Source organism: Lepagella muris, assembly GCF_004793975.1.
Taxonomy (GTDB): Bacteria; Bacteroidota; Bacteroidia; order Bacteroidales; family Muribaculaceae; genus Lepagella; species Lepagella muris.
Genome location: NZ_SRYB01000024.1, coordinates 69,887 through 83,832, shown reverse-complemented (window position 1 = coordinate 83,832; position 13,946 = coordinate 69,887). Strand labels below are relative to the sequence as shown.

Below are 13,946 nucleotides of genomic sequence, written 5' to 3'. Positions count from 1 at the left end.
ATATAACTAAATAAAAGGGAGCGACAATTGTCGCTCCCTTTTATTTAGTTATATGTGGGTTATTTCTGTTGGAAAAGCGATTTTATTGAGCCGATTGAGGAGAGCACCGATGATGCCTCGTAAGGAATATAGACCGTCTTGCCATCCTTGCCGGAAGTCATCTCCTTCAGTGTCTCTATATATTTCATGGCAAGCATATAGGTGGCGGGATCCGTCTTTGACGCCGCTACTGCCTCCGCCACACGGCGTATCGCTTCCGCCTCAGCCTCAGCATTAAGAATGATAGCCTTCGCCTCACCCTCTGCCCTAAGTATCTCAGCCTCCTTTACAGCCTCCGCCTGATTGATCTTCGACGTCTTCTCACCCTCCGAACGCAAGATGAGCGACTGCTTCTCACCCTCCGCATTCAGAATCTCAGCACGTCGGTTACGCTCTGCTTGCATCTGTTTCTCCATAGCCTCACGCACACTCTCCGGCGGCGTTATATCCTGAAGTTCCACGCGGTTAACCTTCACGCCCCACTTATTTGTGGCATCATCAAGAATATTCTGTAGGCGCGAATTAATTGTATCTCGCGATGAGAGAGTCTCATCAAGTTCCAATTCACCGATCACATTTCTCAAAGAGGTCTGGGTCAACTTCTCTATTGCATTCGGAAGGTTATCAATCTCATATACCGCCTTCTTCGGATCTGTGATCTGGAAATAAAGCAACGCATTAATCTCAGTCGTCACGTTATCTCGCGTAATCACCTGCTGAGCCGGGAAATCATACACCTGCTCGCGAAGGTCAATTATAGATGTTGCCACCGTCTTGACAATCGTCCTGTTGCCAATCGAGTTCTCAATACGACGTGTATAGATAGTCTTCGGGCGGTCAATAAACGGCACGATGAAATTAAGACCGGGTGCCAGCACACTGTGAAAACGTCCGAGACGCTCCACGACACGAGTCTCTGACTGCGGCACGACTTTTACTCCGGCGGATATGACTACAATAGCCAATATGACCACCAACACTGCAAGGATAATTGAAAATGTTTCCATGGTTATGCAATTTAAAATTTAGAATTTAGAGTTTAAGTTTATTGGGATTTCACAACTACTCGCACATGGGCTCGGGCACTGGGGTCTGGAAGGACTAAGCCGGCTCGACGGTAAGGATTATACTGTCGTAGGCAATGACCACCACTTCCTTTCCTCGCTCCACAAGACTGTCGTCATGCGGAGTGCGTACCTGCCAATTATCGCCGTCAATCCTTGCGCGTCCGAGTTTGCCGGGATGTATTGTCTCCGTCACCACAGCACGACGCCCAAGCAATGCATCCATACCGGTCCTGTCGTCACGGCTCTCCAACTTATGCCTGCGGTCATGCCATTTCTTGAATAATGGCATAAGCACGATAAATGCCATTACCGAGACTATCGCCAGCACTACAATCTGCCATACAGTCCCGACTCCCCAAAGAGCCGCAACCAGCGATCCCAGACAGCCTACCGCCAGACACAACGTCCACACCATCTGCGACAACACCTCTACGATAACCAAGACAGCCGCTATTATCAGCCATATAATCCACGCTTCCATATCAATTTATTTTTACCATTGATGCTTACTTTATCCGCGCACATCAACTTGAGTTTTCATTTGCAAATATACTCATTTTAATTGAAATTCCCGAATTAAATCCATTTAATCCGGGAATTTCAATTCATTTTTTCATATTCTGCATCTCTGTCAGTTCAACTGGATAAACACCGGCATCCATGCCTTCACTTTTACCGACTTTCCAAGTTCCGGCATTGGCACCTCTGCATCGGCATCACTGAAGATTATAGCCACACGATTGTCGCTCTCAGGATCCTCCTTTGTGACAACCAACACATCGCCTCCTGCCTTATTTCTAAGCATCTCAAACTGAGCCTCACCACGCCACATGGCAGGATTCTTCGCACGGAAACGCATCGCGTTTGCCACGTATCCCTCCAGACGACGCTCCCCTTCATTGCGTGGGGTAAGATGTCCGGTGGTGCGTGCAATGTTATCTTTCTGCGCACCTACCGCATCGCGGGTATCGTCAGCAAACTCATCGCCATAATAAAGGGTTATCGGACCTGAATAAGCTGCAAGTATAGCATTACGCGTCATCATCTTCTCATAATAATAAGGATCTGCCTGATCAAAATGGTCTGCAAGACGATAGCCGTCATGATTTGAAAGGAAGAGATTAGGCATGACATCATCGTTGAGATAGCCCCTCACCGTAGGAGCTGCCAACACAGTAGCGACATCATCCCAACCATTCTCAAGTCCCTCTTTCCCCGGCTCCTGCATAGGTCCGCTGATACGCTCCTTTCCGTCAAAGTCAAACGCGCTGACCAGACCACCGTCACGATACACACCACGGTTGATTACATCGGCAGTACCCCAGTCCTCACCTACCATATAACCCAGCGTACCCCACTTCTCGCCACGTGCCTTACGTTCTGAAGTGAGCTGTTCGACTGCGCCACGTATCTCATTCCAATAATTATGCCCTCCTTGCGTGGCCTGATATGCCTGATCAAGACGCCAGCCGTCGATGCCAAACTTATCTATCCAATATGTAGCCACCTCCTTTATATAGTCAAGCGAACCGGGATAGGCGATATTACCCGTACCACCCTCCTTGCCTCGGTCACATTCCACCACTGTCACGTCAAGCGTGTTTCCCTTCGGAGAAGGCTCTGTGACTCCGCCATGATGACCGAACACACCGTCAAGAATCACGTATATGCCTCGTTTATGTGCCTCATCCACGAGTTCACGCAAATCATCCTCCGTGCCGAAATGAGGGTCAATGGCAAAGAAATTATTAGTGAAATAACCGGTAGACTGCAATTTCTCACCCCCCGAAGCTGTCGAGCTGTCGAAAATAGGAGTCATCCATATAGCATTTGCGCCCAACTTCTTGATATGGTCAAGCGAATTTATCACACCTCTGAGATTACCGTTTTTCATAGCATTATCAGGTCCCCACATAGCCTTGTAGCCCGGAGCGCCGGCAGGGTCATGTTGAAAAGACGCCACCATCACCTGATAGATGGTCAGTTCACGGGGATCGCCCGTCAACGCATGTGCCCGGTAAGACCCGAACAGACTTGCCAAAAAAGCAAGAATCAGAAATCTAAATTTCCTCATAGCATTAAATTATTTTCGTTAAGCAACTGCCTGCGCCGCAATTCCGCGCCGCACTACATACACTCCACAAAGATAATACATCTTACATAAATCCACAACAATCTGCGTCTATCTCAATAATATTATTACAATATTATCAGAATATATACAACTAAGTTAAGCCACAAAATCAGTATAGGAAGCCGATCAGCCAAAGAGGCAACCGGTTGCCTACAGCGTATTCTATCTCATCCACCAGAAGATAGCTATCAGGGATATCGGCAATCTGTTTGAAACTCTTATCCTTTCCTCCCACTTCAAACGTATATTTGCCATCCACTACAAAATCCCCATGCTCCTTGCCATACTCCACACTGTGACCTACTCTCATGTGAAGCACTGCGAAAGTTTCCCTTACGGTACCGATATGAGGACGGCGAAGTGAATATGCCTGCAATAAGTTTGTGTTTTGAAGATACATCTTATCCGGTTTCTGCATCTTCTTAACGTTTATAGTGTCGCTATAGAGGAGAGTCAACAACTGTGCCTTCTCCAGCTTTTGAAGATAATCAAGAGTAGTAGTACGCGCCAGACCTATCATCTGACTCAATTTTGTAAGATCTACCTCGTATGGCACTCCGGTCGCCACGACACAAAGTAGTGCCTTTATCTTTCTCGCGTAAGAAGAATCAATTCCACATAACGATGGCAACTCCTGCTCAATGATATAATTCGACACATTTTGCAACGTATAGTAATAATCTTCTACATCATCTTCAAAAAATGGAAAATAACCAGCCTTGTTATACTTCTCAAATTCCGATAGCGGACGGCATACCTCATTCACCTTATTACAGATTTCCGGAGCTTGATGCAACAAATCCTCAATTGAATAAACTGGAAAATCAAGATTACGATAAAATTTCAGATACTCACGGAAAGAGAGTCCGTAGATATCATGATTTCTGCATCGCCTTGATAAATCGGCATCAGCATTTATAATATTCAAAACCGAACTTCCACTGATTACCACCTTCAGCGTTGGCAATGAATCATATATCTCCTTTATCTCTCGACTCCAGCCGTTATACTTATGAATCTCATCCAATAGGAGCATTTCACCTCCATATTTATAGAAATTTTCAGCAAGCTCCAGAATACTATGCGTGGCGAAATAAATGTTATCCACCGAACAATAAAGAGCCTTACGGCTTCCTGCCGGATAATGGAGTTTAACATACTGAAGCATCAGAGTGGTTTTCCCCACACCACGCGAGCCCCGTAGCGAAATCAAACGTCTATTCCACTTAATAGTATCCATACACGAGCGTACAATCTCCAGACTTGTCAGGCTAAGCAGCCTTTCCATCGTATCAAATAATATTTCCATCTTATATGCTTTCTTTTTTTGCAAAAATAACAAAAACGTTTGACGCGTCAAACGTTTTTAACCAAAATTTGTTTGATACATCAAACGTTTTTGACCGAAATCTGTTTGATGCGTCAAACGTTTTGGTCATGGCAACTGCTGATTCAGGATATCGCTCAGGATGGATTCAGGATAAATTGTGTGTCAAGTGACCGGACCAAAGATTTGATAAATCTGCATCTTTCTACAATATTATCCTCTTCAAACGTTATTAATCCGTATAACGACTCCCTAAATTCTTACAAAGATATGAGACCGTTCCTATTTAGAATTAAAGTTGCGATATGCTTCCTCCTGTTGCTGCTGACGATGGCTTGTGGCAGGCGCAAGGAGGGAGATAGGGTGCGTGCCGTGTATTATTGGAACACGACATTCCGTATCGATTCTCTGAAAAGGGATTTCCTTGACCGTCATCAGATCGGAAAGATTTATGTGAGATATTTTGATGTGGTTCCAGATGAATCAGGAGGATTCCCCATGCCGAACGCCACAATACGGATTGATAGCGTACCTGCCGACCTTAACAGGGAGATTGTACCCGTGGTATTCATACTCCCCGATGCCTTGGATTGCGACCGCCGACGTCTTGCCGACATGATACTCCGTCGCGTCAAGCAAATGAGCGAGACTCACGGTATGGGCACAGTGACGGAGTTACAGATCGATTGCGACTGGACAAGATCCACCCGCGACGACTTCTTCGACCTCATGCAATCTCTTAAGGATATGACCGCCAAGGATGGCATAACACTCTCCTCCACCATCCGTCTGCACCAACTCGCCGGTTCTCCACCCCCCGCCGACAAGGGCGTGCTGATGGTCTACAATACGGGCGACATGCGCGACATCGGTAAAGAGAAACCGATTCTTGACCCTGACGATGTGATGCCTTATCTGAAATACATTAAGGATTACCCCCTCCCCCTCGTATCAGCTTATCCCATCTACCGTTGGGACCTGCTTTTCCGCAATGGGGAATTTGTTGACATAATGCACTCTGATGACGATCTTCCCGTGTTGCAATCGGATTCCATCGTAGTGCGCCAACCTTCAATCACCGACATAATCAGATGCCGACGTGAGATAGAGTCACGCCGACTGGAATGTGCTGATGAGATAATACTCTTTGATTTAAACAATTTCAATATAAAACGCTATGATAAACAGAATTTTGAGGATATTTTTAATTAGCATTCTCCTCATAAATGCATTTCCGGGGAAAGCCTGCGTATGGACCGCTCCCGAAAGATGGTACATGTTTAAATTTGATTCGCCGTCATTCGAGAAGTATTTCAATGATGAGAACGACAAGTTCTGGACTGAATACTGCCGTCGTGACCAACCTCTCAGCTGGGTTTCAATGGATGATATGAAAGGGGCGGCAAAAAGGAAGAATGACCTTAATATGCTGAAGTATCTTGATGCTTTGGAATCTTATCTGGATGTGGCGGCAATGTATTCGCTCAATAGCTGGGAGTATCCTACCGCCCAAGAGATCGAACAACGTAAGCAGACCCTTAGAAAGATTATATCCGAATGTCGGCGCAACACCTCCGGTCCGCTGGCAAACAGATGGCTTCTTCTCGAGATGCGTGCCAACATGTTGTCGGGTAATTATGCCGACAATATCCGTCTTTGGGAGAGCAACGGAATTAAAACCGAACCCGGCTACGTCCGCGAGATGATGCGCAACATCTATGCAAACGCCTTACTTAAAACCGGAAATAAAGCCGAGGCTTGGAACATATATGCCGATCAGAACGATTCCAAGAGTCTGCAATGGAGCACGCGCAAATATACCAATCTTGCCGGTATAAAAGATTTATACAGTAAATATCCGGATGCACCGATACATCGATATCTACTGAAGAAATACGTCAACACACTACAGGATGTAGCCGACATTTATCATGACAATAGGAACGGTTCCGATTCTGATCTCAACAATGCGCTTTCCGAATATTGGGATGACATAAATGGTAAATCGTATGCAAGAATCGACAAGAATCACATGAAGGAGATGACCGAATTTGTTTCATTCTCCGACAGTGTTGCGAAATCAGGCGACACCGACAACCCGTGTCTATGGGAGACGGCATCCGCACTATGTTCATATTTCTTAGGCGACTTCAAGCAGGCACGTGAGAAGATTGATAAGGCGATGGCCATGAAATCCGACACCGATACCAAAGACATGGCACGCCGGATACGCATGCTCCTCGCCACATCTTCCGACGACATTACCACACCGACTTTCAAACGATTCATCACCGATGAACTCGCATGGCTTGACGGTCAGATTGAAAAAAGCGGAAGCAGCACACTCATCAATGCCCGCGACCGCATCCTTAATCTCGGTCTGACAAAGGGTTATGAGGAGAGGGGCGACAGGTCGTTGGCTCGTCTTATGCGGATATGCCGCGACTATCTTGGCGCGAATCCGGAATATGCACTCAATCCGATGAGAGACGACATTTTCCCCAATACGTCTGGCGACATAACCGAATTATACGCCACTCTTGAAAATCCGGGCGACGATCCCCTGAAGAGATATGCCGCCTCCAAGATAAAGCTTACGGATGATTTCAAGAACGACATACTCGGCACCAAATATCTTCAGGAGGGTGAATGGGAGAAAGCCATATCGTATCTTCAGAAGGTGAGCATGGATTATCTCGACAATCAGCCGATAGCATTCTATGCCGCACGACGTGACTACACGATTCCCGCCTGGAACGGGCATCAGACCGTGAAGGATTCCGACTATGAGGAAACCATGAAACCGCAGCACCTGAAACACAATGCAAAAGTGGATTTCTGCAACTATATGCTGCGCCTTGAGGATGAAGCCAAGGATGCGTCTCCCGCCCGCAAGGATGAGATTGGTCTGCAACAAGCTGCGGCACTCTATCAGGCATCACGCTTCGGTCAATGCTGGTATCTTTCCCAATACGGCTTCACCCAATATGAGAAATATCCCATCTGCGAGAAGGAACTTGCAGGCAGGGCACTTGCCCATCTGCGCGAATGTGCGAAATCATCCGACCCGAAGGTGAAGGCTGCCGCCCTGTTCGGTATGATCTACGCCTCCCCCGACAGATGGATGACAGAGACATCAAGCTGGAACGGTCATGACTACACGACACAACTGACCGTAAACCGCAGTTCCGGACAATACGCACTTCTGACCGCGCTCGACAAGACGCTCACGGCAAATCCGGAATCACTGCTTCCGGAAATATCCCGCTGCGACGTCCTCCGTCAATGGCGCAAGCACCGGTAACAACACATCAGATCGGTCAGATTCTCCACGATCTGACCGTCGTAGAGATTTATGATACGGTCGGCATGAGCGGCATCTTTCAGGGAGTGGGTTGCCATAACTATTGTGGCACCCCCTCTATGCAGCTCATCCAATATCTTCATCACCTCCGCGCCGTTGGAAGAGTCAAGATTTCCTGTCGGCTCGTCGGCAAGTATAAGACCCGGATTCGACACGATGGCTCGCGCTATCGCCACACGCTGCTGCTGACCACCCGACAACTGCAACGGATAATGGCGCAATCGGTGGGATATGTGCATCCTCTTGGTAGCTTCCTCCACCCGTCTCTCCTTCTCCGAACGTGATAGGTCGAGATTGCCGAGAGGTAGCATTATATTCTCCTTCACATTCAATTCATTGATTAGATTAAACGACTGGAATATAAATCCGATACGTCCTCTCCTATAATCCGTGCGCTGACGCTCCTTCAGATGCGCCACCTCCACCCCGTCAAGCCGACAGCTACCCTTCGTCGGACTATCAAGCAGACCGAGGATATTGAGCAACGTGGATTTGCCACATCCCGACGGTCCCATAATCGCCACAAACGAACCATCCTCTATATCGAGCGACACATCATTCAACGCAACCGTCAGCACACTGTCGGTGCGGAACACCTTTTCCAAATTCTTTATCTCTATCTTCATATCTTATTCTTAGTTTATAGTTTATAGTTGATGGTTTATAGTTGATGGGGTGCGAGTTATGGTTTATAGTTGATGGTTTATAGTTGATGGTTTATGGGGTGTGAGATAAACTATAAACTATAAACTTTAAACTTTAAACCTTAAACCCTTATCATTACTCATTTCGCAGATATTCAATCGGATTCTTTCTCGCCACCCGTATACTACCTATCACCACCATTGCAAGAATCAGCAGTTGCAGGCAAGCTATAGCCAACAGGAAGATTACAGGCGATACCTCTGCTTTTATGCTGAAATTCGTCAGCCATTCCGACCCTGCCCACATTGCCACCAATGCGCCTATCAACAGGGATGGGAGGGAAATCTTCAACACATCGATACAAAATAGTCTGACAATTTTCCATTCCGGAGTGCCCGACACTTTCCTTATAGCTATCTCCTTCGAACGGTTCTCCACCTCATCCGCCACGTATCCCGACAGACCGGACAACGCAATCAACAACACCGCAATACCTACAATCAATACCATTGCCGCAAACTTCCTGATCTCGTATGTGAATCTGTCAAATTGCAGACCGTAAGGCACAATGTAGCTCTCATTATCCTTGACGACGCTATCCAGTGTGGACTGCGCATATTTGAGATTATCCCCGGTCATGTCATCAAATCTCACATAAATGACCCATTCCGGCTTATCCGACGGGAAGAACACTGCCGGACGCGTATCTATCTCCAGTCCGAACCCACCCCTGTGGATATTGCTGACCACGCCACATATCGTATATTCCTTATCCTCGCCATGCGAAGAGCTCTTGAACCTTCTCCCGATAAGGTTGTCATCCTCAATACCGAATACATCGCGCATCCCCTTGATCATCCTCTCATCCACGACAACGGCATTCATATCCTCCGACGGATTCTCCGGGAATGTCCCTCCTTGGATAAACTTCAACCCCAACACATCAAAAATCTCCCTGTTAACGTTCATCATGTCGGCTATCGGCAAGACCACATCCGGTCGTTCATCCTCCCATATCTCACCACCCGATGCCATGGTCACAAAATTCTGGCTACCGCTGCCTACCACCTCCACACAACTTAACTTCCTCAATTCCTCCATCACTTTCGCTGCTCCATCCTTCCATTTGTTCTCAATCTTGACCATCCCTATATCAGAATAATCATAACCCATGTCATAATTGCTGACAGTGCGGTATTGCAACCCGATCAGCACCAACATACAGATCAACCCTCCGCTAAGGCAGAACTGAATTCCGAGCAAAGCCAGTTTCCATATCCTGTTATGGCTTGCCTTCATCTTCAATCCCGCCACAATACCCGTGCGCGTATATACCACCGCCGGCACCACTCCGGTCAGCAGAAGCAGGAGCACGATGACAAGGAGCTGCACAAGCCACATGTAAGGCGTGGCAAACATAACCTCCGGAGTGACACCCACCATATACTCACACAATCCTTTCAACGAGAAAATCAGTAATACGGAAAGCAACGCACTTATGGCGACGTAGAGGGCACTCTCCCCTATAATCATCCGGAATATCTTAGCATGACCGGTGCCGAAACATTTCCTTATCGCCATCTCCTTCGACCGGCTTCTGACCTGACCCGCCACAATCATAAGATAATCCATCGTCGACGACAGCATCATGAGTATTGCAAGAATCGTGAGCATAAGTATCACCATACCCGTATCCTTACCCGATGAATGATACCCCACAAGAGGCTTCACCCCGATATTGAAATTTCTTTCCTGAAGATACTCCTTCGGTAGATTATCAGTGAGCATCCTCCGTATGCCCGCATCAAGTTCGTCGGGAGACACCCCCTTCTTTAGTTTTACAAAACTCTTGTAGGCATCATTCCCTATCCAATTATCCGAACCATCCCAGCCAAGCGCCTTCAATGTGGAGAGACTCATAAAGATAGAGTTTGGCAACGATGAATTCTCCGGGAAATCCTCATACACGCCACTTATCACGGCACGATAATCTTCCGATATATTCGGTACGCTGAAAACTTTCCCGACAGGATCCCCACCTATCCGTTCTGCCAGCGACACGGGTATCATACAATGGTTAGCCACACTCAATGCTTCATGAGGATTACCAGCCAATATATCCACACGGAAAACGTCGAACATGCAACTGTCTGCCACCTTTATCCCTCCGCTCTCCAACGTCTGTCCATCCTCAAGTATAATACTCCCCTCGGTAAGCCAGGTAAAACGCGTAGCCTCCTCCACCTGTGGGAGATACCGCTTCATCGCCGGTGGATACGCGCCTGATGTCTGGTCAAAATCGTAGGTGCCGTCGGGAGAATCAAACTGCTCATATACCAAGTATATCCTCTCTGAATCCTTAAAGAAAAGGTCGTAGGTCTTCTCATAATATATCTTTGCTACCAAAACCATACTGACAGACATGCCGATGGTCAGACAGAGTATCTTGGTGATATTCCTACGTAAATCTGATGTGAAGGTTCGTATCATTTCGTATCTTATTAGGTTTTACTATGGAGTCAGACATTATTCCGAGGAAGCGGTCCTGACTGCTTGTGCAAATTTATATCAGGGATATGAAAGCAATCCCCTTCAGACCACAAAATCATGATTTATCTCATATTTTTGCCTAAAAAATAGACATCATCATTCTTTTCTTCTGTATTTAACCACCCTCACAACATAATATTAAATCCATTTCACTATTTTTGCATTACGAAAATATCGATGATTAATGAAAATATTGGTAATAGATGATAATCCGGCAATCCGCACGTCACTAAAGCTGCTTCTTTCAAAGAGATTCAGCCAGGTAGCTGCCGTGGGCGATCCGAAACTCATCCCGGCTCTCCTTAAGGATAACGATACAGACGCCGTACTGCTCGACATGAATTTTGACAATATGCAGCTTGACGGTAGCGAAGGCATCTTCTGGCTATCCTATATCAAGGAGAGGGCTTGCCCTCCCGCCGTTCTGCTGATCACGGCTTTCGGCAACGTGGATCTTGCGGTAAATTCAATGAAACTCGGTGCGGATGATTTCATCATGAAACCTTGGGACAACGATACTCTCGTTGAGAAGATTAACAACGCTATCTCGGAGAACAGGAAGAGACTGTCGGAAATCGAATCGGTCAACAATGCCCGCGAGATAACGGAGAAGGAGACTTTGAAAAACAATATGACCCTCGATGAAATCAAGATTGATCATATACGTAGAATAATCGATCTCTGCGACGGCAACCTGTCGGCAGCCTCTGCCCGACTCGGCATCAATCGTCAGACTCTCTATAATATCCTTAAAAGAAGTGAGCTACTTTAAACTGAAACTATTCCTCCTGCTGCTTGCCTTAGTGCTGACAGCCTCCGCCTCAGCAATCCTCCTCTTCAACGGACGCATATCTCTCGGAATACTCATTTCTCTTGCCCTACCGATAGAGATTGTGATGGTGTTCCACATCTGCGGACTCCTGATCGGTACGTTATCATCTTTCGTGGGTGGGCTTGAAATGAACGACACCTCCATGCGGTTTGAAGCCAAGGGTGCCGACCGGGAATTAAAGGAGATGGCAGACGGTATGAATAAGATTACCATGCTCTATCATCAGGCAAACAAGGATCTGGAGACAAGGAAACTATATTATGACCGCATACTGCGCGTCATGACCCATGAGATGAGAAATGCAATCACCCCCGTGGTCTCCCTGTCGGCAGGGATCACCGCTGATGTGGATTCTTATTCACGCGAAGAGATCGTGGAGGCACTGGAGGTAATAAGGACCCAAAGTGAAAGCATCACCCGGTTTCTTGATTCATATCACGCCCTCACCCATCTCCCACGACCGGAGAAAAAGCATGTCAATGCCATCCAATTCTTCCGCAAACTGCACAAGTCATTGCAGCAATTCGCGACAACCGGTAAATTTGACGCCAACTGCATCTCCTATAAGATTGCCGACCACGCCACTCTCTACATTGACGAAGCCCTCTTCTCACAGGCACTCACCAATATTCTGAAAAATTCGCTTGAAGCCGTAGCACAAAAACAGAGACCCACCATAACCGTCATCGCCACCATGTCGGCACACAGCTGCAAGATCAACATCTCCGACAACGGCAACGGACTCCCCCCCTCAATCGCATCCGATCCCTTCCAGCCATTCATCACCACAAAACCCGACGGAAACGGCATCGGTCTCTTCCTCAGCCGCCAGATAGTGATGCTCCACGAAGGCAACATCCTTCTTGACAACTACCCCGCCAAAGGTCTCTCAATCACCATCACAATCCCCACCCGCTGATCAAAAATGGTATTTTGCCGGGAGCGGAAGCATGGCGGGATGCTGCAACAATAGGGCTTCATGCCGACGGAGGATTGCGGCAAGACGAGCCTCCTCCTTCGCGAGCAACTGCGCCGACGGCTCCCGCGTGGATGTAGGCAGCGGGCGATGCTCCCAACCACGAAGGATCGATTCACCCTCTTTCAATATCGCCTCCCCGGATGGATCGAGATAGGTAGCGCGGAATACCTCCCATATATACTCCACCGCCTCCTCCGAAGGATGTGCAAGGTCGGAGGCATAGAACCGGTAATCACGCAGATCATCATTCACTATCTCGTATGCCGGGAAATAATGGCACCATTCATAGCTTCGGCATAGCTCCTCTATAGCCAACAGAAGAACCGCTTTCGACCGCATGTTGCCGACAAAACCATCCTTCAGATGCCGCACCGGACTAACCGTAAAGACTATCTCCAACTGCGGATAACGCTCCTTCAGCATAGTGACCATCTCTCCCCACACCTTAACGATCTCCGCAACATTCACCCGTTCGCGTCGGAACAGCGACTGAGGTTGCTTATGACAGTTTGCCACTACATAATCCTCCCTGTCGGCAAGGAAATAGCACCACGACGTGCCGAAGGTAATGAACATTGCCTTACTATCCCTCAACGTGGAATCAAGCAGCATCCCCCTCTCCTCAAATGCCGAGAGGGAATCCTCGGCTGTCTCAGCTGCAAGTTTGGAATCAAACAACCAGCTGCGCATCAATCCTTCCCCCTTGAAAAGGGAATCCATATATATACCTCTCCGGTCATTCTCAAAAACTAACATACGCAAAGACCGCTCAATCGAAAGAGGGTTATAAAGAGTGCCGGCAGGGTTAACGGCATTCCATAGGCAACGCCTCATCTTCCCGGCAATATTCTCCGCGAAACAAGAACCGAGCATCACCACCGGCTGATCTGGCGACAGAGTAAACGGAGCCTTCTCCGCCACATATTCAGTACGAAATTTCATAATCACATCACCATTATCATCACTTTGTAAAGATAACAACAAAAATTCACTTTCACAATTTTAGCGA

11 protein-coding genes are annotated in these 13,946 nt (G+C 47.4%); 4 read left to right on the top strand and 7 right to left on the bottom strand.

The features are described 5' to 3' along the window. Positions 1-59: 59 nt before the first annotated feature. The 4 genes from E5331_RS14480 to E5331_RS14465 form a co-directional block, all read right to left on the bottom strand. Entirely contained in the window at positions 60-1,046 is a 987-nt protein-coding gene (locus E5331_RS14480) for an SPFH domain-containing protein (RefSeq protein WP_123484277.1), read from the bottom strand. 94 nt (positions 1,047-1,140) lie between these two features. Then, the gene (locus E5331_RS14475; RefSeq protein WP_123484276.1) at positions 1,141-1,587 is read right to left on the bottom strand and encodes an NfeD family protein; all 447 of its coding nucleotides are present in this window, start codon (positions 1,585-1,587) and stop codon (positions 1,141-1,143) included. 150 nt (positions 1,588-1,737) lie between these two features. Further along, positions 1,738-3,180, bottom strand: a complete 1,443-nt coding sequence (locus E5331_RS14470) for an alpha-amylase family protein (RefSeq protein WP_135985480.1) — start codon at positions 3,178-3,180, stop codon at positions 1,738-1,740. A 169-nt stretch (positions 3,181-3,349) separates the two neighbouring features. Continuing rightward, a complete protein-coding gene (locus tag E5331_RS14465) occupies positions 3,350-4,549 on the bottom strand; it encodes an ATP-binding protein (RefSeq protein ID WP_135985478.1) in 1,200 nt (399 codons plus the stop codon). Between the two features lie 288 nt (positions 4,550-4,837). On the opposite strand from E5331_RS14465, the gene E5331_RS14460 reads away from it, so the two are divergent. Beyond that, on the top strand, positions 4,838-5,779 hold the full coding sequence (locus tag E5331_RS14460; RefSeq protein ID WP_135985476.1) for a hypothetical protein: 942 nt from the start codon (positions 4,838-4,840) through the stop codon (positions 5,777-5,779). 64 nt (positions 5,780-5,843) lie between these two features. Continuing rightward, positions 5,844-7,871 (top strand): hypothetical protein, encoded by a 2,028-nt coding sequence (locus E5331_RS14455; RefSeq protein ID WP_135985474.1) that lies wholly within the window; start codon positions 5,844-5,846, stop codon positions 7,869-7,871. Here E5331_RS14455 and E5331_RS14450 read toward each other — a convergent pair. Together E5331_RS14450 and E5331_RS14445 are read right to left on the bottom strand one after the other, a co-directional pair. After that, positions 7,850-8,557, bottom strand: a complete 708-nt coding sequence (locus tag E5331_RS14450; protein ID WP_135985472.1) for an ABC transporter ATP-binding protein — start codon at positions 8,555-8,557, stop codon at positions 7,850-7,852. The genes E5331_RS14455 and E5331_RS14450 overlap by 22 nt on opposite strands. 154 nt (positions 8,558-8,711) lie before the next feature. Then, positions 8,712-11,066 carry an ABC transporter permease gene (locus tag E5331_RS14445; protein ID WP_123484269.1) on the bottom strand — a complete coding sequence of 785 codons (2,355 nt, stop codon included), beginning with the start codon at positions 11,064-11,066 and terminating at the stop codon, positions 8,712-8,714. A 244-nt stretch (positions 11,067-11,310) separates the two neighbouring features. On the opposite strand from E5331_RS14445, the gene E5331_RS14440 reads away from it, so the two are divergent. Both E5331_RS14440 and E5331_RS14435 read left to right on the top strand, forming a co-directional pair. Continuing rightward, positions 11,311-11,898, top strand: coding sequence for a response regulator (locus tag E5331_RS14440; protein WP_123484291.1), 588 nt, complete (start codon positions 11,311-11,313; stop codon positions 11,896-11,898). Beyond that, positions 11,885-12,877: a sensor histidine kinase gene (locus tag E5331_RS14435; protein ID WP_123484268.1), complete on the top strand. Its 993-nt coding sequence runs from the start codon at positions 11,885-11,887 to the stop codon at positions 12,875-12,877. The genes E5331_RS14440 and E5331_RS14435 overlap by 14 nt, the downstream gene beginning before the upstream one ends. Here the strand turns inward: E5331_RS14435 and E5331_RS14430 are convergent, their stop codons facing one another. Next, positions 12,878-13,879 carry a GSCFA domain-containing protein gene (locus tag E5331_RS14430; protein WP_135985470.1) on the bottom strand — a complete coding sequence of 334 codons (1,002 nt, stop codon included), beginning with the start codon at positions 13,877-13,879 and terminating at the stop codon, positions 12,878-12,880. It abuts the gene before it with no gap. Positions 13,880-13,946 lie beyond the last annotated feature (67 nt).